Source organism: Burkholderiaceae bacterium (genome assembly GCA_024235995.1).
GTDB lineage: Bacteria > Pseudomonadota > Gammaproteobacteria > Burkholderiales > Burkholderiaceae_C > Ottowia.
Map to the genome: position 1 here is coordinate 1,030,519 of JACKLI010000001.1, position 24,835 is coordinate 1,055,353.

Below are 24,835 nucleotides of genomic sequence, written 5' to 3' on the forward strand. Positions count from 1 at the left end.
TTTCCGTTCAGGCGGCCATGGCCACGGCGGCCGCGTCGGCGGGCTGCGGCAGGGGGTTGCCGTGCGGGTCGGTGCTGGGGTCCAGGAACTTCAGCAGCGTGGTCTTGCTGATGGCGCCCAGAAAGCGCCCGTTCGGGTCGACCACCGGCAGCGGGCAGGGGCACTGCACCATCAGGCCGTACAGCTCGCTGATGGGCGTGTCGGCGGCCACCGGCGCCACGTCCGGCACGAAGGCCTGGCGCAGGCCCAGCGGGCCTTCGTGGCCGCGCAGCGCCTGGCGCAGCGACTCGGCCGACACCACGCCCAGGAAGGCGTGGCCGGGGCTGACCACGTAGCCCCATTCGCGGTCCTGCTGCTGCAGGCGCTTCAGGGCCGGGCGGCAGCCGCGCGTGGGGCTTTCGGACACCTCCACCTGCGTCTTGCGCGCGATGTCGCCGGCCTTGAACACGGCGGCGGCGTCCACCCCGCGGATGAAGTTGCGCACGTATTCGTCGGCCGGCGCGCGCAGGATTTCCTCGGGCATGCCCACCTGCACCACCTGGCCGTCCTTCATGATGGCGATGCGGTCGCCGATGCGCATGGCCTCGTCCAGGTCGTGCGAGATGAAGACGATGGTGCGGCGCTTGTCCTGCTGCAGGCGCAGCAGCTCGTCCTGCATGTCGGTGCGGATGATCGGGTCGAGCGCCGAGAAGGCTTCGTCCATCAGCAGAATGGACGGGTCGGCCGCCAGCGCGCGCGCCAGGCCCACGCGCTGCTGCATGCCGCCCGACAGCTCGTCGGGGTAGGCGTTGGCCCACACCTCCAGCCCCACCTGGGCCAGCGCGGCGCGCGCCTGCGCCAGCCGCGCGGCCTTGTCCACGCCGGCCAGCTCCAGCCCGAAGGCGGTGTTGTCCAGCACCGTCAGGTGCGGCAGCAGCGCGAAGGACTGGAACACCATGCTGATGTCCTTGCGGCGAAAGGCGCGCAACTGCGCCTCGCCGTAGTCGTTGATGTTCTCGCCGTCGACCAGGATGCGCCCGGCGGTGGGCTCGATCAGGCGGTTGATCAGCCGCACCAGGGTGGACTTGCCCGAGCCCGACAGGCCCATGACGACGAAGATCTCGCCGGCCTGGATGGTGAAGCTGGCGTCGAACACGCCGATCGACTGGCCGGTCTGCGCCACGATGTCCTGCTTGGAATGGCCCTGGCGCGCCAGCGCGAGGGCCTGCTGCGGCTCGTCGCCGAAGACTTTGAAGACGTGTTCGATCTGGATGGTCTTGGCCATGCGCTTTTCCCCTGCTTGGCGACGGCAAGGCCGGGTGCGGCCCCGAGGGGCGCTCCGGCGCGCGCGGCGCGATCAATCGAGTTGGGCGGGGCCGGATGCGGGCCGGTGCGACCGGCGTTCGACCCCTGGGCGGGCGATGTGGAGCGCGTGCTGGCTCCAGCAAGTCCTGGGTGCCTTCCGGGCCGCCCTGAAGGCGGCGTGCGTGAAAGGCAGGCGTCGCGGCGCTGGACGCCCCGACCTTCAGCCACGCAGCACCAAGGCGGTGCGCCGCTGAAGCCTTTTCATTATACTTTGTTTCGTATGAAAGTCAATAAAAATTGACCAAAAAGGCATGAAACCCGTCGGCCCTGGGCCCGCATGGGCCGGAGCCGCCGTCAGGGGCTCGGCGCCGGCACGCTGTGCAGCAGCACGGGCAGGGCGCCGTCTTCGCCCACGCTCTCGATCTGCACGCCGAAGCCCCACAGGCGCGCCACGTGCTTGAGCACCTCCGGCGCGTCGTCGGCCAGCGGGCGGCCCTGCACGGGGGTGTGGCGCAGCGTCAGGCAGCGGTCGCCGCGCAGGTTGACGTTCCAGACCTCGATGTTGGGCTCGCGCACGCCCAGGTCGTACTGGCGCGACAGCAGCTGGCGCAGCTCGCGGTAGCCGTCCTCGTCGTGGATGGCGCTCACCAGCAGCTCGCGCTCGCGGGCGTCGTCGTGGATGGCAAACAGGCGCAGCTGGCGGATGAGCTGCGGGCTCAGGTACTGGCCGACGAAGCTCTCGTCCTTGTAGTTGCGCATCACGTGGTGCAGCGCCGGCAGCCAGGGCGTGCCGGCCAGCTCGGGGAACCAGCGGCGGTCTTCGTCGGTGGGGCTTTCGCAGATGCGCCGGATGTCGCGGTACATGGCGAAGCCCAGCGCGTAGGGGTTGATGCCGCTGTAGGCCGGGTGCTCCACCGGCGGCTGGTAGATGACGTTGGTGTGCGAGGCCAGCCACTCGATCATCACGCCGTCGGTCAGCCAGCCCTCGTCGTACATCGTGTTGAGCAGGGTGTGGTGCCAGAAGGTGGCCCAGCCCTCGTTCATCACCTGGGTCTGGCGCTGCGGGTAGAAGTACTGCGCGATCTTGCGCACGATACGCACGATCTCGCGCTGCCAGGGCTCCAGCAGCGGGGCGTTCTTCTCGATGAAGTACAGGATGTTTTCTTCCGGCTCCTTGGGAAAGCGCTCGTTCTCGGGCGCCGCGGCGCTGCCCTTGCCCCGGCGCGTGGGCAGGGTGCTCCACAGCACGTTGACCTGCTGCTGGGCGTAGGCCTCGCGCTGCTCGTGCTCGGCGCGCTCGCGCGCCAGGCTCTTCCTGGACGGGCGGCGGTAGCGGTCGACGCCGAAGTTGGACAGCGCGTGGCACGAGTCCAGCAGCTGCTCGACCGCGTCCAGGCCATGGCGCTCCTCGCACTGCGCCATGTATTCGCGCGCATAGATCAGGTAGTCGATGATGCTGCCGGCGTCCGTCCACATGCCGAACAGGTAGTTTCCCTTGAAGAAGCTGTTGTGCCCGTAGGCCGCATGCGCGATCACCAGCGCCTGCATGGCGGTGGAGTTTTCCTCCATCAGGTAGCTGATGCAGGGGTTGGCGTTGATCACCATCTCGTAGGCCAGGCCCATCTGCCCGCGCCGGTAGCGCCGCTCGACGGCCAGGAAGGCCTTGCCGTAGCTCCAGTGGCGGTAGCCCACGGGCATGCCCAGGCTGGCGTAGGCGTCCATCATCTGCTCGGCGCTGATGACCTCCAGCTGGTTGGGGTAGGTGTCCAGGCCGAAGCGCTCGGCGGTGGCGGCGATGGCGCCGTAGTAGCGCTCGATCAGCTCGAAGCTCCAGTCGCTCGGGTCGGGCAGCGGGTGCGCGGGGCGCTTGCCGGCGGGCAGCGGCGCGGTCGGCACGTCGCGCGCGCCGCGCTCGCCGGCGCCGCCCGGCTTGCGGTGGTGGTGGCCGCTGCGCCGCTCCAGCACGGGGTACATCGAGAGGATCATGAAGCAACCCCCTCCTTCTTGAACAGCTCGCGGAACACCGGGTAGATCTCGCCGGCCTCGTCCACCTTGCGCATGGCGAACCAGGGAAACAGCGGCGGCAGCTGGCTGTACTGCTGCCACAGGTTCTGCTCCTCGGGCGCCACCTGCACGTAGGCGTAGTAGCGCACCAGCGGCAGGATCTTGTCGGCCAGCAGCTTGCGGCAGATGGCGCTGTCGTCGCCGTAGTCGTCGCCGTCGCTGGCCTGGGCGACGTAGATGTTCCAGTCCTGCGCCGGGTAGCGCGCGCGCACGATCTGCTCGAGCAGCACCAGCGCGCTGCTGACCACGGTGCCGCCGCTTTCGGTGGCGTGAAAGAAGGTGTCCTCGTCCACCTCGTCGGCCTGTGCGTGGTGGCGGATGAAGACCATCTCGATCTTCTCGTAGTGGCGCGTGAGAAACAGGTACAGCAGGATGAAGAAGCGCTTGGCCAGGTCCTTGCGCTGCTCGTCCATCGAGCCCGACACGTCCATCAGGCAGAACATCACCGCCTGGCTGCTGGGCACCGGCACGCGCGTGAGGTTGCGAAAGCGCAGGTCGATCGGGTCGAGAAAGGCCACCTTGCCCAGGCGCGCGCGCAGCGCCTCGATGCGCTGCTGCAGCTCGGCCGCCGCCTCGCTGGTGCCGTCGTCCTGCGCCAGCAGATCGTCCAGCTGCTGCCGCAGCGCCTGCAGCTCGCGGCTGGCCGGCTTGCCCAGGGCGATGCGCCGGCCCAGGGCGCCGCGCATGGTGCGCAGCACCGCCAGGTTGTGCGGCGTGCCGTCGTGGCTGAAGCCGGCGCGGCGCGTCTTGTACTGCGGCGTCTCGCCGATGTGGGTGCGCAGCAGGCGCGGCAGCGCCAGGTCCTCGAAGAAGAGCTGCATGAACTCTTCCTTGGTCAGGGTGAAGGTGAAGTCGTCCTCGCCCTCGCCGCTGTCGCTGGCCTGCCGCCCCGCGCCGTTGCCGCCGCCCTGGGGTCGCGCGATGCGGTCGCCGCGCACGTGGTCGACGTTGCCGGGGTACACCGTGTCGCGCACGCCGCCCGGGCCATGGTGAAAGGTCGGCTCGTGGATGTCCTTCCTGGGGATGGTGACGTTCTCAGCCTGCTCGATGTGGCGGATGTCGCGCTGCGCCACGGCGCGCCGCACCGCCTCGGCGATCTGCTGCTTGTAGCGGCGGATGAAGCGCTCGCGGTTGCCCACCGACTTGTTCTTGCCGGCGAGGCGGCGGTCGATGATGTGCAAGGCCATCTTAGTTATCCATGGCGCTTCGCGCCATCCGCATCGCATGAAACACCAAGAGCCCAAAGGCCGCGGAGCAGGCCATGCGCGTAAGCCCATGGCCGGGGTTTCCCCGGCCAGAGGGCGTGCCCCCTGCAAGGGGGAAGGCGAAACATCGCGCAGCGAGTGGAGACTGGGGGTGTGCCATTTACGAGCTTTTGTGCACGCGCAGGTACCACTCGCACAGCAGGCGAACCTGCTTGGGCGTGTAGCCCTTGGACTCCATGCGGGTGACGAAGTCCTCGTGCTTCTTGGCCTCGTCGGCGCTGGCCTTGGCGTTGAAGCTGATGACGGGCAGCAGCTCCTCGGTGTTGGAGAACATCTTCTTCTCGATCACCGCACGCAGCTTCTCGTAGCTGGTCCAGCTCGGGTTCTTGCCCTGGTTGTTGGCGCGCGCGCGCAGCACGAAGTTGACGATCTCGTTGCGAAAGTCCTTGGGGTTGGCGATGCCGGCGGGCTTTTCGATCTTCTCGAGCTCGGCGTTCAGCGCGTTCCGGTCGAACACCTCGCCGGTGTCGGTGTCGCGGTACTCGCTGTCCTGGATCCAGTAGTCGGCATACGTCACGTAGCGGTCGAAGATGTTCTGGCCGTACTCGCTGTAGCTCTCCAGGTAGGCGGTCTGGATCTCCTTGCCGATGAATTCGGCGTAACGCGGCGACAGGTATTCCTTGATGAAACCGGTGTAGCGCGTCTCCAGGTCGGCCGGAAACTGCTCGCGCTCGATCTGCTGCTCCAGCACGTACATCAGGTGCACCGGGTTGGCCGCCACCTCGGTGCTGTCGTAGTTGAACACCTTGGACAAAATCTTGAAGGCAAAGCGCGTGGAGATGCCGCTCATGCCCTCGTCCACGCCGGCGTAGTCGCGGTACTCGGGGTAGCTCTTGGCGTGCGGGTCGGTGTCCTTCAGGCTCTCGCCGTCGTACACCTGCATCTTGCTGAAGATGCTGGAATTTTCGGGCTCCTTCAGGCGCGTGAGCACGGCAAACTGCGCCATCATCCTGAGCGTGCCGGGCGCGCACACGGCGTCGGCCAGCGACGACTCGCGGATCAGCTTCTCGTAGATCTTCACCTCCTCGCTCACGCGCAGGCAGTAGGGCACCTTGACGATGTAGATGCGGTCGAGGAAGGCCTCGTTGTTGCGGTTGTTGCGAAACGCCTTCCACTCGCTCTCGTTGCTGTGCGCCAGCACCAGGCCGTCGAACGGGATGGCGCCAAAACCCTCGGTGCCCTTGTAGTTGCCCTCCTGCGTGGCCGTCAGCAGCGGGTGCAGCACCTTGATGGGGGCCTTGAACATCTCCACGAACTCCAGCAGGCCCTGGTTGGCCAGGCACAGGCCGCCCGAGTAGCTGTAGGCGTCGGTGTCGTCCTGGGCAAAGTTCTCCAGCTTGCGGATGTCCACCTTGCCCACCAGGCTGGAGATGTCCTGGTTGTTCTCGTCGCCCGGCTCGGTCTTGGCAATGGCCACCTGGCGCAGGATGCTGGGGTAGCGCTTGACGACGCGGAAGTGGCGGATGTCGCCGCCGTACTCCTCCAGCCGCTTGACGGCCCAGGGCGAGAGCACGTGCTGCAGGCAGCGGCGCGGGATGCCGAACTGCTCCTCCAGCACCGGCCCGTCCTCGGCGGCGTCGAACAGGCCCAGGGGCGACTCGTTGACCGGCGAACCCTTGAGCGCGTAGAAGGGCACCTTCTGCATCAGGTACTTCAGGCGCTCGGCGATCGAGCTCTTGCCGCCGCCCACCGGGCCCAGCAGGTACAGGATCTGCTTGCGCTCTTCCAGCGCCTGCGCCGCGTGGCGAAAAAAGCTCACCACCTGCTCGATGGCGTCCTCCATGCCGTAGAACTCGGCAAACGCGGGGTAGCGGCGGATCACCTTGTTGGCGAACAGGCGCGACAGGCGCGGGTCCTTGCGCGTGTCCACCATTTCGGGCTCGCCGATGGCCGCCAGCATGCGCTGGGCGGCGCTGGCGTAGGCCATGGGGTCGCTCTGGCACAGGGCGAGGTATTCGTCGATCGACAGTTCCTCTTCGCGCAGGCGCGCATGGCGCGCGGCGGAGTTGCTGATGACATCCATACAAGCTCCCATTGCGGCAGGCTCGCGGGCGGGCCGTGCCGCGCCATTGCGGTATTCAGGCTACCGCGTGAGGTCGTTTTAGCACCAATCGCATGCTTTGGACAGCGGGCTGTTCGATGTCGATTCGCGCGTGGGGTTCAATCCAATTGACGCACCAGCGCGATGGCCTCGTCCACGCGCTCGACGGCGTGGATCGTGAGGCCCTCCAGCGCGCGGTCGGCCTTGCGCGGCGCATTGGCCTTGGGCACCACCGCCACCGAAAAGCCCAGCTTGGCCGCCTCGCGCAGCCGCTCCTGCCCGCGCGGCGCGGGCCGCACCTCGCCGGCCAGGCCCACCTCGCCAAACGCGATGAAACCCTTGGGCAGCGGCTTGGCGCGCAGGCTGCCGGTGATGGCCAGCAGCACCGCCAGGTCGGCGGCGGGCTCGCTGATGCGCACGCCACCCACCGCGTTGACGAACACGTCCTGGTCGCCCGTGGCCACGCCGCCGTGGCGGTGCAGCACCGCCAGCAGCATGGCCAGGCGGTCGCGCTCCAGCCCCACCGACAGGCGCCGCGGACTGACGCCGCCCGAGTCCACCAGCGCCTGGATTTCGACCAGCATCGGCCGCGTGCCCTCCAGCGTCACCAGCACGCAGCTGCCGGGCACCGGCGTGGCGTGCTGGCTCAGGAAGATGGCGCTGGGGTTGCTCACGCCCTTGAGGCCCTGCTCGGTCATGGCGAACACGCCGATCTCGTTGACCGCGCCGAAGCGGTTCTTGATGGCGCGGATCAGGCGAAAGCTGCTGTGCGTGTCGCCCTCGAAGTACAGCACTGTGTCCACCATGTGCTCCAGCACGCGCGGGCCGGCCAGCTGGCCGTCCTTGGTCACGTGGCCCACCAGCACGATGGTGCAGCCGCTGGCCTTGGCCCAGCGCGTCAGGTGCGCGGCGCACTCGCGCACCTGCGCCACGCTGCCGGGCGCGCTGGTGAGCTGGTCGCTGTAGACGGTCTGGATCGAGTCGATGACGGCCACGGCGGGCTGCTGCGCGCCCAGCGTGGCCAGGATTTTTTCAAGCTGGATCTCGGCCAGCACCGCCACCTGCGAGCCCGTGATGCCCAAGCGCCGCGCCCGCAGCGCCACCTGCGCGCCCGATTCTTCTCCTGTCACGTACAAGGTGCCCCCACGCTCCCCCGCTGCGCGAGGTGCGCTGCCCCCCGAGGGGGCGTTCGCGCCTTCGGGCGGCCGTGCGGCGCTCAGCGCTGGCATGCCGGAGCGCTGCAGCGCATCCAGCGCTTGCAGCAGCAGTGTGGACTTGCCGATGCCCGGGTCGCCGCCGATCAGCACCACGCCGCCCTCGACGATGCCGCCGCCCAGCACGCGGTCCAGCTCGGCCTGGCCGGTGGGCGTGCGCGCCACGTCCACCGCCTCGATGGCCGCCAGCGGCTGCACGGCGGCGCTGGGCGCCAGGGCGCTGAAGGCGCCGCCCAGGCGGTTCTTGCCGGCGGCCGGCGCCTCGGCCACGCTCTCCACCAGCGCGTTCCAGGCACCGCAGCTGGGGCACTTGCCCAGCCAGCGCGCGCTGCTGGCGCCGCATTCGTTGCAGGTGTAGACGGTCTTGGGTTGGGCCATGGGCGTGCATGGTAGCGAGGCAGGCGGACAATGCCCGGTTGTGCAGTCCGTGAACGTGTCTTCTTCCCGCGCCCCCATCGGCGTGTTCGACAGCGGCGTTGGCGGCCTGAGCGTGCTGCGCGCGCTGCAGGCCGAGTTGCCGCACGAGCGCTTCGTCTACCTGGCCGACACCGGCCACGCGCCCTATGGCGAGCGCGGCGATGCCTTCGTGGCCGGGCGCGCGCTGGCCATCGCCGGCTGGCTGCGCGCCCGGCACGGCATCAAGGCGCTGGTGGTGGCCTGCAACACCGCCACGGCGGCGGCCATCGCCCGGCTGCGCCAGCAGCACCCGGGCCTGATCGTGGTGGGGGTGGAGCCGGCGCTCAAGCCCGCCGTGGCGGTCACGCGCACCGGGCGCATCGGCGTCTTCGCCACGCGCGGCACGCTGGCCAGCGGCAAGTTCGCGCGGCTGCTGCAGTCGCTGCAGGGGCAGGCGGACTTTGCGCTGCAGCCCTGCGACGGCCTGGCCGATGCCATCGAGCGCGCCGCCGCCGAGCCTGCGTCGGGTGGCGTGTGGACTATCAAAATGAAAGCATTGTGCGCAAGATACATCGGGGCTACGGGCCCATTTGGCGCTCAAGGCGGCCAGATCGACACGCTGGTGCTGGGCTGCACCCACTACGTCTTTGCGCAAGACGTGCTGCGCAATCTGGTGGGCCCTGGCGTGCAGTTGGTGGAAACCGGCGCGCCCGTGGCGCGCCACACCCGCCGCCTGCTGCAGCGCGCCGATGGCCTGGCGCCGGGCGGCGGCGCCAGCGCGTTGCAGCTGTTCAGCACCGGCGACTCGCAGGCCCTGCAGGCCGCGGCAGCGCGCTGGCTGCACGCCCCGGCGGGGCCGGCCCAGGCGATCGAGGTGCCGATGGCGTAGCCAGCGCGGCTTCAGGCCTCGAAGCGCACGTCTTCGTACAGGCTGGCCATGGGCAGGCGCAGGCCCACGCTGGCGCAGTGCAGTTCGTCGCCGGCCTCGAAGGGGTACAGCACCCAGTGGCCGGACTCGCTGTCGCGGCGAAACAGATCCACGCCTTGCCGCTCGCTGTCGATGACGGCGTATTCGCGCAGGCTGGCCAGCTTGCGGTAGGCGGCAAACTTGGCGCCGCGGTCGAACGCGCTGGTGCTGGGCGAGAGCACCTCGATGACCAGCGTCGGCGCGCTCTTGCAATGGCTCTGCGCGCGGTCGGCCGGGGCGCAGGTGACGAACACGTCGGGGTAGAAGAAGGCGTTGTCCTCGGCCACCTGCAGCTTCATGTCGGCAATGAACACGCTGCAGGGGCCGCCGCGCAGATGGTTGCGCAGGGCCATGTAGAGATTGCCGGCAATGGTGACGTGCGCCTCGGAGGCGCCGGCCATGGCAAAGACCTCGCCGTCGATGTACTCGTGCTTGTCCGCCTGGCCTTCTTCCCAGGCCAGATACTGCGATGCGTCAAAGCGGGGTTGGGACAGGGGCAGCGACATGGCGGTATCCAGGGGCAAAGCTTACACGGGATGCGCGTGCATGGCGAGCGCCGCAGGCCAAGGATCAGCCGCTTTCAAAGCCCCGCGCCAGCTCCCGCGTGATGTCGGCCGCCGGCGCGCTCAGGCAGCCGCTGGCGTTCTGGCCGCTCCAGAAGTGGGTGAAGTCCAGGCGGCCCTGCTTTTCCGCCTGCGCGCGCAAATAGGCCATGGCGGCGGTGGCCAGCGGAAAGGCCGAGGGCGCGCGGCTCATCGGCCCCAGCTCGCGCATCACGCGGTTGACGATGCCGCGCGCCGGCCGGCCCGTGACCAGGTTGGTGATCACGGTGTGCCGCGCGGCTTCGCTCTGCAGCGCGGCGCGGTGCGCGGGCGTGGTCAGCGCCTCGTCGGCGCACAGGTAGGCGGTGCCCACCTGCACGCCCTGGGCGCCCAAGGCGCGCGCGGCGCGCACGCCGGCCGCGCTGGCGATGCCGCCAGCGGCGATGACGGGCACGCGAACGGCGGCGACCACTTGGGGCAGCAGCGCGAAGGTGCCCATCTGCTCGCTCAAGTCGTCGCTGAGGAAATGCCCCCCACGCTCCCCCGCTTCGCGTGGTGCGCTGCCCCCTGAGGGGGCCGTTTTTGCCTCGGGGCGGCCCGTCGGTAAAAAATGCCCCCCACGCTCCCCCGCTTCGCGTGGTGCGCTGCCCCCTGAGGGGGCTGTTTTTGCCTCGGGGCGGCCCGTCGGCAAAAAATGCCCACGATGCCCGCCGGCCTCCAGCCCCTGCGCGATGATGGCGTCCGCGCCATGCTCCTCAAGCCATAGCGCCTCGCGCACGGTGGTGGCCGACGACAGGACGAAAGCGCCCCAGGACTTGACGCGCGCCAGCAGCTCGGGCGCGGGCAGGCCGTAGTGAAAGCTGACCACCGGCGGCTTGCATTCGGCCATCAGCTCGGCGGCCTCGGCGCTGAAGGGCGCGCGGCCCGGGCCGGCTGGCACCGCGTCGATGTCCAGGCCGAGCTCGTCGTAGTAGGGCTTCAGTGCCGCGCGCCAGGTGGCCTCGCGCGCGGCGTCCGGCACCGGCGGCGTGTGGCAGAACCAGTTGACGTTGTAAGGCAGGCCGCTGGCGGCCATGACGGCCAGCTCGCGCCGCAGCGCGTCGGGCGCCAGCATGGCGCAGGGCAGGGCGCCCAAGGCGCCGGCGCCGCTGACGGCCAGCGCCATGGCACTGGCCTGTGCGCCGGCCATGGGCGCCTGCAGCAGGGGCCAGCGCAGGCCCAGGCGGTGTTGCAAAAGGGACGAACTCATGGGGGCATTCTGACCCTCTTGCGTTGCCGGAATAAATTTAATATATTAAATAAATGCCCCGCGCCGCACCGTTCGTCCACCGCAACCTGCCCCTGCTGCTGCTGCGCGCGCGCGAGGCGCTGATGCAGCACCGCCGGCCGGCCCTGCGCGCGCATGGGCTGTCGGACCAGCAGTGGCGCGTGCTGCGCGTGCTGCGCGAGCACGCCGAGGACGGGCTGGAGACGGGCCAGCTGGCCGAGCGCGCCTACATCCTGGGCCCCAGCCTGACGGGCATGCTGGCGCGCATGGAGCGTGACGGCCTGGTCACGCGCCAGCGCAGCGCCGAGGACGCGCGGCGCACCCTGGTCTGGGCGACGGACGAGGGGCTGGCGCTGGCCGACGGGCTGTCGGGCTCGATCGAGGCGCAGTACGAGGACCTGGCGGCGCACCTGGGCCAGTCGCGCCTGGTGCAGCTGTACGCGCTGCTGGACGAACTGATCGCGCTGCCGCCGCATGTGGCCGCCGAGGCTGCCGAGGAACAAGAGGAGAGCGTGCGATGACGCTGGACATGCCGTGGCTGCCGCGCGGCACCGTGTACGGCCCGCTGCTGAACTTTCGGCGCGAATGGGCGCTGTGGGCGCCCAGGATGGCCGAGGCGCCCTACCAGGCCGCGCCGCAGGCGCCGGTGCTCTACGTCAAGACCGCCAACACCTTCGCGCCCGCGGGCGCGGCCGTGCCGGTGACGGGCGAGGTCGAGCTGGGCGCCACGCTGGGGCTGGTGATCGGCGATTTTGAAACGAATGGGGGCGCAGCCGGCACCCATCAAGCGCAGGCAGCTATTAATATTGAAGTCGATGGCCTGTCCCGCGTGGCCGGTTGCGTGCTGCTGGACGACCTGAGCCTGCCGCACGCCAGCTACTACCGCCCGGCCATCCGTTACCGCAACCGCGATGGCTTCCTGGTCTGCGCCCCATCGGTCACGCCGCTGCGCGAGGTGGCTGTGAAGGCGCTGAAGATCGAGGTGCGCGTCAATGGCGCGCGGGTGCAGACGGTGGACCTGTCCACCCTGGTGCGCGACGCCGCCACGCTGCTGGCCGACGTCGGCGCCTTCATGACCCTGCAGCCCGGCGACGTGCTGCTGCTCGGCACCGACTGCCTGCCGGACGGCACGCGCCCGCGCGCCAGGGCCGGCGACCGCATCGAGATGGCCGCGCCGGGCCTCGCGCCGCTGACGCACACGCTGGTGGAGGAGGTGAGCGCCGCCGGGCCGCCCCAAGGCGCGAAGGCCCCCTCGGGGGGCAGCGCAGACACGCCAGTGCGGAGCGTGGGGGCCTCGTCATCATGAAACACGCCCGCATCGCCTGGGCCGGCGCCGTGCACGACGCGATCGAGCGCGACGGCCAGCTCGAACTGCTCACGCCCGCGTTCAGGGGCCGCCGGCTGTCGTTCGACGACGTGGTCTGGCTGCCGCCGCTGGCGCCCACGGCGCGCGCGCGCACCGTGCTGGCGCTGGGGCTGAACTATGCCGACCACGCGAAGGAGCTGGCCTTCAAGCCGCCCGAGGAGCCGCTGGCCTTCGCCAAGGGCGCGGCCTCGCTGATCGGCCATCGCGCCTGCACCGTGCGCCCCGACGGCGTGCGCAACATGCACTACGAATGCGAGCTGGCGGTGGTCATCGGCCGCGAGGCCCGGCGCGTGAAGAAGGCCGACGCCTACGACTTCATCCGCGGCTATACCGTGGCCAACGACTACGCCATCCGCGACTACCTGGAAAACTGGTACCGCCCCAACCTGCGCGTGAAGAACCGCGACACCTGCACCCCCATCGGCCCCTGGCTGGTCGATGCCCGGGACGTGCCCGACCCGATGGCCTTGAAGCTGCAGACCACCGTCAACGGCGAGATCACCCAGCGGGGCAGCACCGCCGACATGGTGTTCGACGTGCCCACGCTGATCGAGTACTTCACCAGCTTCATGACGCTGTACCCCGGCGACGTGATCCTGACCGGCACGCCCGACGGCGTGGTGGACTGCCCGGTGGGCTCGGTCGTGGTGTGCGAGATCGAGGGCATCGGCGCCTTGCAGAGCACCATCGTTTCTGAATCGAATCGGGTTGCAGCCCGCACCAATAAAGCTTGAACAGCTATGAAAATCGATCATCTCATCGACGGCAAGGCGGTCGCCGGCCGTGACCGTTTCGAGACCGTCAACCCCGCCACGCAAGAGGTGCTGGCCGAGGTCGCCAGCGGTGGCGAGGCCGAGGTGCACGCGGCGGTGGCCGCGGCCAAGGCGGCCTTTCCCAAGTGGGCCGGCCTGCCCGCCACCGAGCGCGCGAAGAAGCTGCGCGCGCTGGGCGATCTGATCACCCGGCACGTGCCCGAGATCGCCCGCACCGAGACCGACGACACCGGCCAGGTGATCGCCCAGACCGGCAAGGGCCTGGTGCCGCGCGCGGCCGACAACTTTCATTACTTCGCCGAGATGTGCGTGCGCGTCGACGGCCACACCTACCCCACGCCCACGCACCTGAACTACACGCTGTTCCACCCGGTGGGTGTGTGCGCGCTCGTCAGCCCGTGGAACGTGCCCTTCATGACGGCGACGTGGAAGGTGGCGCCGTGCCTGGCCTTCGGCAACACCGCGGTGCTCAAGATGAGCGAGCTCTCGCCCCTGACCGCCGCGCGCCTGGGCGAGCTGGCGCTGGAGGCGGGCATTCCGGCCGGCGTGCTGAACGTGGTGCACGGCTTCGGCAAGGAGGCGGGCGAGCCGCTCGTGGCCCACCCCGACGTGCGCGCGATCAGCTTCACCGGCTCCACGGCCACCGGCAACCGCATCGTCAAGACCGCGGGCCTGAAGAAGTTCAGCATGGAGCTGGGTGGCAAGAGCCCGTTCGTGATTTTTGACGACGCCGATCTGGACCGGGCGCTCGACGCCGCGGTGTTCATGATCTTCTCCAACAACGGCGAGCGCTGCACCGCCGGCAGCCGCATCCTGGTGCAGCAGGGTATCTACGCCGACTTCGTGCAGCGCTTTGTCGAGCGCGCCAAGAAAATCACCGTGGGCGACCCGCAGGACGAGCAGACCATCGTCGGCCCGATGATCAGCCCGAACCACCTGGCCAAGGTGCGCCACTACATCGAGCTGGGCCCGAAGGAGGGCGCCACCCTGCTGTGCGGCGGCATCGACCGCCCGTCCTACGCCGCCGAGCTGCCCGCGCGCGTGAGGGGCGGCAACTACGTCTGGCCCACGGTGTTCGCCGACGTCGACAACCGCATGCAGATCGCGCAGGACGAAATCTTCGGCCCCGTGGCCTGCCTGATCCCGTTCAAGGACGAGGCGCACGCGATCGAGCTGGCCAACGACATCCAGTACGGCCTGTCCAGCTACGTCTGGAGCGAGAACATCGGCCGTGCGCACCGCGTGGCTGCCGCCATCGAGGCCGGCATGTGCTTCGTCAACAGCCAGAACGTGCGCGATCTGCGCCAGCCCTTCGGCGGCACCAAGGCCAGCGGCACCGGGCGCGAGGGCGGCACCTGGAGCTACGAGGTTTTTCTGGAGCCCAAGAACATCGCGGTGTCCATGGGCGCGCACCACATTCCGCATTGGGGAGCTTGAAACCATGCAACGTCGCCATCTCGTCCAGGCCGCCGCCGCGGCCGCCGTGTTTCCGCTGGCCGCGCGCGCCCAGGCCTGGCCGGCCAGGCCGCTGCGCTGGGTGGTGCCCTTTCCGCCCGGCGGCACCACCGACTACGTCACGCGCCTGGTGGCGGCCGAGCTCGGCAAGTCGCTGGGGCAGACCGTGGTGGTCGAGAACCGCCCCGGTGCCGGCACCGTGATCGGGGTCGACAACATCGCCAAGTCGGCGCCCGATGGGTACAGCTTCGTCACCGTGGCCAACAGCTTCTGCGTCAACCAGACGCTGGTGAAAAAGCTGCCCTACGACAGCGTCAAGGACCTGCGCCCGGTGGCGCTGATGGGCCTGTCCGAGCACGTGCTGGCCACGCACCCCGGCAGCGGCCTGAAGACGGTGGCCGACATCGCCGCGCAGGCCAGGGCCGGCAAGCCGCTCAGCTACGCCTCGTTCGGCAACGGCACCTCGGCGCACCTGGCCGGCGAGATGCTCAAGACCGCGCTCAACGCCCCCGGCATCGTGCACGTGCCCTACAAGGGCCAGGCGCCCGCGCTGGCCGACCTGCTGGGCGGGCAGGTGTCGATGATGTTCGGCAACTGGCCCGAGTTCCGCGGCCACGTGGCCTCCGGCAAGCTGGTGGCCATCGGCATGGCCACGGTCCAGCGTTCGCAATACGCGCCCGACATTCCCACGCTGGCCGAGCAGGGCGCCAGGGTGGAGTCCAACTCGTGGAACGGCATGCTGGCGCCCGCCGGCGTGCCCGACGAGATCGTGCAGCGCGTGAACGCGGCGGTGAACCAGGCGCTGCGCGCACCCGCGGTGGCCGAGGCGCTGCACAAGGGCGGCATCGCCGACAAGTCGGGCACGCCGGCGCAGTTCGGCGCCTTCATCCAGGACGAGATCGCGCGCTACGCGCAGGTCATTCGCCAGGCCGGCATCACGCAAGAGGCCTGATCCACCACCGCGCGAGGAGACAAACCATGGGCAAACTCGCCTTGGCCGCCAAGATCACCCACGTGCCCAGCATGTACCTGAGCGAGCTGCCCGGCCCGCGCCACGGCACGCGCGCCGACGCCATCGAGGGCCACCGCGAAATCGGCCGGCGCTGCCGCGCGCTGGGGGTGGACACGCTGGTGGTGTTCGACACCCACTGGCTGGTCAACGCCACCTACCACCTCAACTGCGCGCCGCGCTGGGCCGGCACCTACACCAGCAACGAGCTGCCGCACTTCATCAGCAACATGGCCTACGCCTTCGACGGCAACCCCGAACTGGGGCGGCTGCTGGCCAGGACCTGCAACGAACAGGGCGTGGAGACGCTGGCGCACGACGCCACCTCGCTGCAGCCCGAGTACGGCACCCTGGTGCCCATGCGCTACATGAACGCGGACGAGCACTTCAAGGTGATATCGGTGTCGGCGCTGTGTACCAGCCACTACCTCAACGACAGCGCCCGCCTGGGCTGGGCCATGCGCGAGGCCGTTGAAAAGCACTACGACGGCACCGTGGCCTTCCTGGCCAGCGGCTCGCTGTCGCACCGCTTTGCGCAAAACGGCCTGGCGCCCGAATTCGCCTTCAAGATCTGGAGCCCCTTCCTGGAGCGGCTGGACCACCAGGTGATCGGCATGTGGCAAGCCGGCGAATGGGCCGATTTTTGTGCCATGCTGCCGGAGTACGCGAGCAAGGGCCATGGCGAAGGCTTCATGCACGACACGGCGATGCTGCTGGGCGCTTTGGGCTGGTCGGCCTACGACGGCCGGGCGGAAGTCGTCACGCCCTACTTCGCCGCCTCGGGTACGGGCCAGATCAACGCCGTCTTTCCGGTCACGCCGCAGGACGGCGCCGCCGTGCCACCGCCCGAGGCCTCGCGTGCGACGAGTTTCAAATCTGTTGCGAGACTGTGAGAACGACATGCCCCATCTGGTGATTCTTTATTCCGGCAACCTCGACGCCATCGTCGACATGCCCCGCCTGTGCCGCGAGGCCGCCGACGCCATGCTGGCCGTGCGCGACGAGGCCGGCGCCCAGGTTTTCCCCACCGGCGGCACGCGCGTGCTGGCCTACCCGGCGCCGCATTTCGCGCTGGCCGACGGCGGCGCGGCCGGGCGCGCGGCCGGCGCCGGCAAGACGGGCATTGGTGGCAGCGACCCGGGCGAGTACGCCTTCATGTACGCCAACCTGCGCATGGCGCGCGGGCGCGGCCCGGCCACGCAGCAGCGCGCCGGCGAGGCCGTGACGGCCGCGCTGCGCGGGCGGCTCGACCCCGTGATGGCCACGCGCCACATCGGCCTGACGGTGCAGGTCGACGAGGGCCCCGAGGTGTTCGACGCCAAGCACAGCACGCTGCACCCGCTGTTTCGCAAATCCTGATTTGTCATGCTGACCGACGAGCAGATCCAAACCCTGGCCGCCGAGCTGCACGCCAGCGAAACGTCGCGCGTGCAGCTCGAGCACTTTTCCAAGCGCTTTCCCGGCATGACGGTGGAGGACGGCTACCGCATCGGCCGCGCCTGGGTGGCGCTGCAACGGGCCGAGGGGCGCCAGGTCATCGGCCACAAGATCGGCCTGACCTCGCGCGCCATGCAGATCAGCAGCCAGATCGACGAGCCCGACTACGGCACCCTGCTCGACTCGATGCGCTACACCTGCACGCCGGGCCAGGTGCTGGAGATCCCGGCCTCGCGCTTCATCGCCCCGCGCGTCGAGGTGGAGCTGGCCTTCGTCCTCAAGTCCGACCTGAAAGGGCCTGAAGCCGGCGTGGAGCAAGTGCTGGATGCTACCGAATATGTAACACCGGCGATCGAGATCATCGACGCGCGCATCGAGCAGTTCGACCGCCACACGCGGGCCATGCGCAAGGTCTTCGACACCATCAGCGACAACGCGGCCAACGCCGGCATCGTGATCGGTGCGGGCCGGGCCGACCCGCGCGCCATCGACCGCGCCTGGGTGGGCGCCATCCTGCGGCAGAACGGCGTGGTCGAAGAGACCGGCCTGGCCGCCGGCGTGCAGGGCGACCCGGCCATCGGCATCGCCTGGCTGGCGGGCAAGCTGGCGCGCTGGGGCGAGACGCTCAAGGCCGGCCAGATCGTGCTGGCCGGCTCGTTCACGCGGCCGGTGGCGGCGCGGGCGGGCGATGTGTTCAAGGCCGACTACGGGCCGCTGGGCAAGCTGGCATTCAAGTTCGTCTGAAGGAGCGATCCATGCAAACCCCACCCAACCTGTTCAAGCAGGCGCTGCTTGAAAAGCGCCCCCAGATCGGCTACTGGCTCAACCTGCCCAACACCCTGGTGGGCGAGATTGCCGCCGGCGCGGGCTTCGACTGGCTGCTGATCGACGGCGAGCACACCTCGCACAGCCTGCAAAGCATCCTCTACCAGCTGCAGGCCCTGGCCGCCTATCCGGCGGCGCACCCCATCGCGCGCCTGCCCATGGGCCTGGGCCACGTGGGCGAGATGCTGATCAAGCAGTACCTGGACCTGGGCGTGCAGACCCTGCTGGTGCCCATGGTGGACACGGCCGAGCAGGCCGCCGCCATCGTGCGGGCCGCGCGCTACCCGGACGACGACGGCGGCGGCGGCATCCGCGGCATGGCCGGCGGGCGCGCCGCGCGCTGGGGGCGCCGCCCGCGCTACGTGCACGAGGCCAACGACCGCCTGTGCGTGCTGGTGCAGGCCGAGACGCGCACGGCCATCGACAACCTGGAGGCCATCGCCGCGGTGGACGGCGTGGACGGCATCTTCATCGGCCCGGCCGACCTGTCGGCCTCGATGGGCCACCGGGGCGAGCCCGGCCATCCCGAGATGCTGGCGCTGTTCGAGAGCGCCACGCGCCGCATCGTCGCCACCGGCAAGGCCGCCGGCACCCTGGCGGTGGACGAGGCCCTGGCGCACCGCTACCTGCAGTGGGGCGCCAGCTTCGTCGCCGTGGGCCTGGACACCGTCAGCCTGGCGCGCGAGACCACGCGCCTGGCCAAGGCCTTCAAGGAACAGGCATGAGCGCGCCGGGCCGCTCCCAAGCGCGAATCCCGCAGCGCGCAGCGCGGAGGGCTGTCCAGTGAACGGCCCCGCCGTGCGCCGGCTCGAAGGCCGGGTGCATCCCGACGAATGGGCCGCGCGCCTGCAACTGGCCGCCTGCTACCGCGTGTTCGCCCTGCTCGGCTGGACCGAGATGATCTACAACCACATCACCCTGCGCGTGCCCGAGAGCGCCACGGGGGGCGACAGGCACTTTCTCATCAACCCCTTCGGCCTGCACTACAGCGAGGTGACGGCCAGCAACCTGGTCAAGATCGACCTGGCGGGCAAGGTCCTGGATGGCTCCGAGCACCCCATCAACCCCGCCGGCTACGTGCTGCACAGCTGCATCCACGGCGGGGTGGCGGGCGCGCACTGCGTGATGCACACGCACACCACCGCCGGCGTGGCCGTGGCCTCGCTGGCCTCGGGCCTGTCGCAAAGCAACTTCTACAGCGCGCAGCTGCACGGTCTGGTGGCCTATCACGACTTCGAGGGCATCACCATCCGCGCCGACGAAGGGCCACGCGTGGTCGCCAGCATCGCAGGCCGGCCCGCGGTGATCCTGCGCAACCACGGCCTGCTTTCCTGGGGCGAGACGCTGCCGCTGGCCTTCGCCGTGCTGTGGACGCTGCAGCGCGCCTGCGAGGTACAGCTGGCCACGCAAAGCATGGGCGCGCCGCTGCCCGTGCCCGAGGCCATTGCCGCGCAGTGCACGCGCGACTCGTTCCAGTTCGACCCGCGCCGCGGCGCCGGGCAGGACGTGTTCGACGCGCTGGTGCGGCAGATCGATCGCATCGACCAAAGCTATAAAAATTAGAGCTTCTTACGCTGGTTGGACGCGCGCTGGAAAGCAATATGTTCAAAAAAATCACGATCTACGGCGTGGGTGCCATCGGCGGCTGGATGGGCGCGCGCCTGGCGGCGCAGGGCGCGCGGCTCGGCTGCGTGGCGCGCGGCGCCACGCTGGCGGCCCTGCGCGAGCATGGCCTGCGCCTGGTCGAGGCGGGCGCCGACGGCCAGCCGCAAGAGCGCGCCTTCGCGGTGCAGGCCGCCGCCGACCCGGCCGAGCTGGGCGAGCAGGACCTCGTCATCGTGGCCGTCAAGGCGCCGGCCATGGCCGAGGTGGCGCGCCACATCGCGCCGCTGCTGGGCCCGCGCACGGTGGTGCTGACGGCCATGAACGGCGTGCCCTGGTGGTTTCTGCAGGGCTTCGGCGGCGCGCTGGCCGGCACGCGCCTGGCTTCGGTCGATGCGGACGGCGCGATCGAGCGCGCCATCCCCGCGCGTCAGGTGATCGGCTGCGTGGTGCACGCCAGCTGCTCGCTGGACGCGCCGGGCGTGGTGCGCCGCCACTTCGGCAACGGCCTGATCGTGGGCGAGCCGGCCGGCGGCGATTCGCCGCGCCTGGCGGCGCTGGCGGCGCTGCTGCGCGCCGCCGGCTTCGACACCACGGTGTCGCCGCAGATCCAGAAGGACGTCTGGTACAAGCTGTGGGGCAACATGACGATCAACCCCATCAGCGCCTTCACCGGCGTCACGGCCGACCGCGTGCTGGACGACGAGCTGGCGCGCGGCTTCGTCAGCGCCGTGATGCTGGAGGCGCGCGAGATCGGCGCGCGCATCGGCGTGCCGATCACCGAGACGCCCGAGGACCGCCACCGGGTCACGCGCAAGCTGGGCGTGTTCACGCCTTCCATGCTGCAGGACGTGCGCGCCGGCAAGCCGGTGGAGATCGACGCGCTGGTCGGCGCGGTGCGCGAGCTGGGCCAGCTGGCCGGTGTGGCCACGCCCTTCACCGACGCGCTGCTGGGCCTGGCCCGCTTGCACGCGCGCCAGCTGGGCCTTTACTGATGGCGCCGTCCGGCCCTCGTTGGGCCGGCTTTCTGGCGCTGACGCTGATCGCGCTGCTGATGGCCAGCAACCACGTGGCCGCGCGCCTGGCGTTCGACCACGGCGTGACGGTGGCCACGGCGGTGGCGTTTCGCAGCACCGGCACGGCGCTGGCCGTGGGCGCGCTGCTGGTGCTGCAGCGCGTGCCGGTGGCCTTGAGCGCGCGCGAGCGCCGCGCGCTGCCCGCCATCGGCGTGCTGATCGGCGTGCAAAGCCTGTGCCTGTACGCGGCGGTGGCGCGCCTGCCAGTGGTGCTGGCGCTGCTGGTGTTCAACAGCTTCCCGCTGATGACGGCGCTGTGGGCGCGCGTGCTCTACCAGCACCGGCCCGAGCGCGCGGTGCTGCTGGCCATGCCGGTGATCCTGCTGGGCCTGGTGCTGGCGCTCGACGTGCTGGGCGCCGCCTCGGGCCTGGGCGCGGCCGGGCAGTGGCGCGCCATCGGCGCCGGCGTGGGCTTTGCGCTGGTGGCCGCCGCGCTGTTCGGCCTGGCCCTGGTGCTGACCCAGCACGAGGCCGGGCGCCTGGACGGCCGCGTGCGCACCTTCGGCTCGATGGCCGTGGTCGCGGTGGTGGCCATGGCCGCCGCGCTGGCGCAGGGCGGCTTGGCCCTGCCCACGGCGCCCGCCGGCTGGTGGGGCCTGGGCCTGCTGACCGTGCTGTACGGCACCGGCATCACGCTGCTGTTCACCGTGCTGCCGCGGCTGGGCGTGGTGGGCCATTCGCCGGTGCTCAACGTCGAGCCGGTGTTCGCCCTGGTGCTGGGCTGGCTGATCCTGGGCCAGGCCGTGGCGCCGCTGCAGGTGCTGGGCGCGCTGATCGTGGTGGGGGCGGTGATGGGGCTTGGGCTGCGCCGGCGCCGGGCCTGAGCGCCCACGCGGTTACCATCCCTCGTCTCATTCCAAGCCATGCCATGACCCACGACGCCGACGCTCCCCCCGCCTCCCTGGACCCCGACGACGAGGACCCCGTCGGCGCCACCCTGGGCGCGCTGGAAGACGCACTGGACGCGCTGCGCGAGCGCCATCCCGAGGACACGCCGCAGTGGGAATACTGCGAGGGCGTGCTGACCGCGCTGCTGTGCACGCGCCGCGCCGTGCCGCCCGACGAGTGGCTGCCCATGCTGTTCGGCCCGGGCGGTGGTGCCATCTTCGCCAGCGAGGGCGAGCGCACGCACTTCATGATGCACTGGCTGGCGCGCGAGGCGCAGCTGCGCGCCGGCCTGCAGTCGGCCGTCGACGACCTGAACGACGAGCGCGCGCTGGACCCCGGCGTGCTGGACTGGCGCGGCCTGCTGGCCAGCCTGCCCGAGGCCGACCGCGCCGAGGCCGCGGCGGACGGCGAGCCGCCGCCCTTCGCCCAGGTGTGGGCGGCCGGCTTTCTGGACGCCACCGAATACTGGGCCGACGACTGGGCGCCGCCGCGCGACAAGGAAATCGCCGAATCCATGGCCGACGCGCTGGACTGCCTGGCCGACCTGCTGGAGGACGAGCGCGACCCGCCGGCCGTCAACCTGTACGACGAGGCCGACCCGCCCAGCGTCAGCCAGGCGCGCTTCGACGCCTTCGGCGAGGCCATCTGGGCCATCTACGACCTGTACGCCATCGCGCGCAGCCTGGGCCCGCGCGTGGCGCCCGTGCACAGCGACAAGGTGGGCCGCAACGACCCCTGCCCCTGCGGCAGCGGCAAGAAGTACAAGAAGTGCTGCGGGGCGTGAGCGCGCGCAGGCTTCAAATACAATCAATTTGATAGCTACCTGCGCTTGATGCACCCGCGCTGGAGCCCGATTTGGCCCTGAACTACGTCTGGCTCGGCTTCTTCCTCAGCGCCTTCGTCGCCGCGCTGGCGCAGACGCTGATGGGCGACCTGGGCGCCTTTCCGCGCCAGATGGAGGCGCTGTTCGGTGCCGCCAAGACGGGCTTCGAGATCGCGCTGGGCCTCACGGGCATGATGGCGCTGTGGCTGGGCTTCATGAAGATCGGCGAGCGCGCCGGCATGATCGAGCACTTCGCGCGCGCGGTGCGGCCCGTCATGCGCCAGATCTTCCCCGGCGTGCCGGCCGGCCACCCGGCGCACGGCGCCATGACGCTCAACATCAGCGCCAACCTGCTGGGCCTGGACAACGCCGCCACCCCGCTGGGCCTGAAGGCCATGCAGGAGCTGCAGTCGCTCAACGACCGGCCCGACACCGCCACCAACGCGCAGATCATGTTCCTGGTGCTCAACACCGCTGGGCTCACGCTGATCCCCACCTCCGTCATCGCCATCCGCCAGACCCTGGCCGTCCAGCAGGGGCTGGCGCACTTCAACGCGGCCGACATTTTTTTGCCCACGCTGCTGGTCACCGCCATCACCCTGGTGGTCGCGTTGCTGGCCGTGGCGTGGGTGCAGCGCATCGCGCTCTGGCGCGCCAGCCTGCTGCTGCCGCTGGCGGGCTTTGCCGGCGTCACCGGCGCGCTGGTGGGGTGGCTGGCGCGCCTGCCGCCCGATCAGGCCGCGCAATGGATGGGCGTGATCGGCGCCGGCGCCATCCTGGGCATCGTCGCGCTGTTCATCGCCGCGGGGCTCATCCGGCGCGTGGACGTGTATTCGGCCTTCGTCGACGGCGCCAAGGAGGGCTTTGCCGTCGCCGTGCAGATCATTCCCTACCTGGTGGCCATGCTGGCGGCCATTGCCGTGTTTCGCGCCGCCGGCCTGCTGGACGGGCTGATGGGCGGCATCGCCTGGGCCGTGGCGGCCGCCGGCCTGCCCACCGACTTCCTGCCCGCCGTGCCGGTGGGTTTGATGAAGGTGCTGTCCGGCTCCGGCGCGCGCGGGCTGATGGTGGACGTGATGCAAACCCACGGCGTGGCGTCGTTCCCCGGTCAGCTCGCCGCCATCATCCAGGGCTCCACCGAGACCACCTTCTACGTGCTGGCGGTGTACTTCGGCAGCGTGGGCGTCAAGCACACCCGCCACGCCCTGGCCTGCGCGCTGCTGGCCGACGCGGTGGGGCTGGTGGTGGCGGTGCTGGTGGGGTACGCGTTTTTCCACTGAGCGCGGGGGCGCAGGGAGCGCCGGCCATGGGGGCGTCAGGGGCCGCGATGCCCTCAGAGGCACGGCGATGAATTCAGCCCCCGCCTTGCTGCCTTGCCCCTCTGGAGTAATGGGCAGCGACGTAGGGCAGATGACGGAAGAGATGATCAAGGAGTATTTGGAGCACCACTTCGAGCCGAACCCTAATGACAATTTCAGGGCAGAGCCGCCTGGGCTTGACGCGTCGTGAAGCCAACGCGTGGGCGGTGCACTTTCAGTGCCTGGAGTCTCAACCCACCGGCTTTAGCCGGTGGTTGTTGGTTCAGGGGCGCGTCGGGTTCGCTACTCAACCCGACCTGGCTGCGTTCGAGGCAACGGGAAATTGGCGGCGGGCATGCACCACGTTTACAACCTCGATGCGAGCTGCGGCCACTCGGTACAAATCAATGTAGTTGGGGTGTGCCACGATTTCCCGCGTACCCGGTGGGTGCGCGGTCGCTCTGTGGGTACAGGCACGGGTGTTCCGCGGTCGGCAGCATGGATGCCCTCCAGGCGCGTTTTCATCCGCCTTGCCGCGGGCGGGTTTTCGCGAGCGATGTAGGCAACAATCTGGCACAAGTCGTCGCGGGCTGATGCAAGCCAGAAGATGGGCAGCATCAGCGCGCTTTGGTCCTGGCCTCGATCTGGACCCCAGACGGCCGTAAGAACGTCGGGATCGTTGACTATCACTGAAGGCATTCGACCATACGTACCGTACCTCCTGTTTCCCCCGGCGAAATGCTGGAAGAAGAATTCCTCAAGCCCCTGGGTCTGACAAAGTATCGTCTGGCCAAGGACATCGGCGTTCCCCCGCAAAGAATCGGCGATATCGTTGCCGGCAAGCGGGCCATCACCGCCGATACCGACCTTCGGCTATGCCGATACTTCGGACTCAGCGACGGATGGTGGTTTCGAGGATAGGTCAACTACGACACAGCGATCGCCCGCAAAGCGATGGGTGAAGCGCTCTCGCGCATTTCTTGCTGTCGGTTGCTGGCTGCCTGATTTCCCTTTTCGTTCAATTGGGAGTTGCCGGGGCCAGCCCTTGGGAAAACTCCGGCACTCCGCCGGCAAAAGGCGCCCCTGCCGGCGAGACGCCGGCGCTCCCAGCCAGGTCGGATTTCGTGCCTCAACCAAACCTCGGCTTCCATTGATTTCTACACCGGCACAGCCATGAAAATACGGCAAAACGGAATAAATATCACGGCATGTCGAATTTTTCTTGGCTCAAATTTAAATCCAA

At 69.6% G+C, this 24,835-nt stretch carries 23 protein-coding genes and 1 pseudogene; 16 read left to right on the forward strand and 8 right to left on the reverse strand.

Features of this window, described 5'->3' with window-relative positions; all coding sequences use genetic code 11:
• Window positions 1-7: 7 nt before the first annotated feature.
• The 5 genes from proV to radA form a co-directional block, all read right to left on the reverse strand.
• The gene (gene proV, locus H6927_05100) at window positions 8-1,264 is read right to left on the reverse strand and encodes a glycine betaine/L-proline ABC transporter ATP-binding protein ProV (protein ID MCP5217471.1); all 1,257 of its coding nucleotides are present in this window, start codon (window positions 1,262-1,264) and stop codon (window positions 8-10) included.
• Window positions 1,265-1,638: 374 nt separating this feature from the next.
• A complete protein-coding gene (locus H6927_05105; GenBank protein MCP5217472.1) occupies window positions 1,639-3,270 on the reverse strand; it encodes a SpoVR family protein in 1,632 nt (543 codons plus the stop codon).
• Window positions 3,267-4,535, reverse strand: coding sequence for a YeaH/YhbH family protein (locus H6927_05110; GenBank protein MCP5217473.1), 1,269 nt, complete (start codon window positions 4,533-4,535; stop codon window positions 3,267-3,269). Before H6927_05110 ends, H6927_05105 begins: the two co-directional genes overlap by 4 nt.
• 178 nt (window positions 4,536-4,713) lie before the next feature.
• Window positions 4,714-6,636: a PrkA family serine protein kinase gene (locus H6927_05115; GenBank protein ID MCP5217474.1), complete on the reverse strand. Its 1,923-nt coding sequence runs from the start codon at window positions 6,634-6,636 to the stop codon at window positions 4,714-4,716.
• 137 nt (window positions 6,637-6,773) lie between these two features.
• Window positions 6,774-8,246: a DNA repair protein RadA gene (gene radA / locus H6927_05120; GenBank protein ID MCP5217475.1), complete on the reverse strand. Its 1,473-nt coding sequence runs from the start codon at window positions 8,244-8,246 to the stop codon at window positions 6,774-6,776.
• Here radA and murI point away from each other — a divergent pair.
• The gene (gene murI / locus H6927_05125; protein MCP5217476.1) at window positions 8,245-9,153 is read left to right on the forward strand and encodes a glutamate racemase; all 909 of its coding nucleotides are present in this window, start codon (window positions 8,245-8,247) and stop codon (window positions 9,151-9,153) included. The genes radA and murI overlap by 2 nt on opposite strands.
• Window positions 9,154-9,164: 11 nt before the next feature.
• Here the strand turns inward: murI and H6927_05130 are convergent, their stop codons facing one another.
• The 3 genes and pseudogenes from H6927_05130 to H6927_05140 form a co-directional block, all read right to left on the reverse strand.
• A complete protein-coding gene (locus tag H6927_05130; protein ID MCP5217477.1) occupies window positions 9,165-9,737 on the reverse strand; it encodes a Uma2 family endonuclease in 573 nt (190 codons plus the stop codon).
• A gap of 64 nt (window positions 9,738-9,801) precedes the next feature.
• On the reverse strand, window positions 9,802-10,272 hold the full coding sequence (locus H6927_05135; GenBank protein MCP5217478.1) for a nitronate monooxygenase: 471 nt from the start codon (window positions 10,270-10,272) through the stop codon (window positions 9,802-9,804).
• Between the two features lie 189 nt (window positions 10,273-10,461).
• Window positions 10,462-11,022: pseudogene (locus H6927_05140) on the reverse strand (nitronate monooxygenase).
• Between the two features lie 53 nt (window positions 11,023-11,075).
• Here H6927_05140 and hpaR point away from each other — a divergent pair.
• From hpaR to H6927_05215, 15 genes are all read left to right on the forward strand, one after another.
• Window positions 11,076-11,561 carry a homoprotocatechuate degradation operon regulator HpaR gene (gene hpaR, locus H6927_05145; GenBank protein ID MCP5217479.1) on the forward strand — a complete coding sequence of 162 codons (486 nt, stop codon included), beginning with the start codon at window positions 11,076-11,078 and terminating at the stop codon, window positions 11,559-11,561.
• Complete coding sequence (locus tag H6927_05150) at window positions 11,558-12,346, forward strand: fumarylacetoacetate hydrolase family protein (GenBank protein ID MCP5217480.1); 789 nt, start codon at window positions 11,558-11,560, stop codon at window positions 12,344-12,346. The genes hpaR and H6927_05150 overlap by 4 nt, the downstream gene beginning before the upstream one ends.
• Window positions 12,343-13,140 (forward strand): fumarylacetoacetate hydrolase family protein, encoded by a 798-nt coding sequence (locus H6927_05155; GenBank protein MCP5217481.1) that lies wholly within the window; start codon window positions 12,343-12,345, stop codon window positions 13,138-13,140. The genes H6927_05150 and H6927_05155 overlap by 4 nt, the downstream gene beginning before the upstream one ends.
• A 6-nt stretch (window positions 13,141-13,146) precedes the next feature.
• Window positions 13,147-14,616: a 5-carboxymethyl-2-hydroxymuconate semialdehyde dehydrogenase gene (gene hpaE, locus H6927_05160; protein MCP5217482.1), complete on the forward strand. Its 1,470-nt coding sequence runs from the start codon at window positions 13,147-13,149 to the stop codon at window positions 14,614-14,616.
• A 4-nt stretch (window positions 14,617-14,620) separates the two neighbouring features.
• A complete protein-coding gene (locus tag H6927_05165; GenBank protein ID MCP5217483.1) occupies window positions 14,621-15,586 on the forward strand; it encodes a tripartite tricarboxylate transporter substrate binding protein in 966 nt (321 codons plus the stop codon).
• 26 nt (window positions 15,587-15,612) lie between these two features.
• Complete coding sequence (gene hpaD / locus H6927_05170; protein ID MCP5217484.1) at window positions 15,613-16,536, forward strand: 3,4-dihydroxyphenylacetate 2,3-dioxygenase; 924 nt, start codon at window positions 15,613-15,615, stop codon at window positions 16,534-16,536.
• Window positions 16,537-16,543: 7 nt separating this feature from the next.
• Complete coding sequence (locus tag H6927_05175) at window positions 16,544-17,002, forward strand: 5-carboxymethyl-2-hydroxymuconate isomerase (protein ID MCP5217485.1); 459 nt, start codon at window positions 16,544-16,546, stop codon at window positions 17,000-17,002.
• A 6-nt stretch (window positions 17,003-17,008) separates the two neighbouring features.
• Complete coding sequence (hpaH, locus tag H6927_05180; protein MCP5217486.1) at window positions 17,009-17,824, forward strand: 2-oxo-hepta-3-ene-1,7-dioic acid hydratase; 816 nt, start codon at window positions 17,009-17,011, stop codon at window positions 17,822-17,824.
• An 11-nt stretch (window positions 17,825-17,835) separates the two neighbouring features.
• On the forward strand, window positions 17,836-18,630 hold the full coding sequence (locus tag H6927_05185) for an HpcH/HpaI aldolase/citrate lyase family protein (protein MCP5217487.1): 795 nt from the start codon (window positions 17,836-17,838) through the stop codon (window positions 18,628-18,630).
• Window positions 18,631-18,688: 58 nt separating this feature from the next.
• Window positions 18,689-19,468 (forward strand): class II aldolase/adducin family protein, encoded by a 780-nt coding sequence (locus H6927_05190; GenBank protein MCP5217488.1) that lies wholly within the window; start codon window positions 18,689-18,691, stop codon window positions 19,466-19,468.
• A 38-nt stretch (window positions 19,469-19,506) separates the two neighbouring features.
• Window positions 19,507-20,502 carry a 2-dehydropantoate 2-reductase gene (locus tag H6927_05195; protein MCP5217489.1) on the forward strand — a complete coding sequence of 332 codons (996 nt, stop codon included), beginning with the start codon at window positions 19,507-19,509 and terminating at the stop codon, window positions 20,500-20,502.
• Window positions 20,502-21,407, forward strand: coding sequence for a DMT family transporter (locus tag H6927_05200; GenBank protein MCP5217490.1), 906 nt, complete (start codon window positions 20,502-20,504; stop codon window positions 21,405-21,407). Before H6927_05195 ends, H6927_05200 begins: the two co-directional genes overlap by 1 nt.
• A 44-nt stretch (window positions 21,408-21,451) precedes the next feature.
• Window positions 21,452-22,255: a UPF0149 family protein gene (locus tag H6927_05205; protein MCP5217491.1), complete on the forward strand. Its 804-nt coding sequence runs from the start codon at window positions 21,452-21,454 to the stop codon at window positions 22,253-22,255.
• Window positions 22,256-22,326: 71 nt separating this feature from the next.
• Complete coding sequence (locus H6927_05210; GenBank protein MCP5217492.1) at window positions 22,327-23,574, forward strand: hypothetical protein; 1,248 nt, start codon at window positions 22,327-22,329, stop codon at window positions 23,572-23,574.
• Between the two features lie 723 nt (window positions 23,575-24,297).
• A complete protein-coding gene (locus H6927_05215) occupies window positions 24,298-24,513 on the forward strand; it encodes a HigA family addiction module antidote protein (protein ID MCP5217493.1) in 216 nt (71 codons plus the stop codon).
• Window positions 24,514-24,835 lie beyond the last annotated feature (322 nt).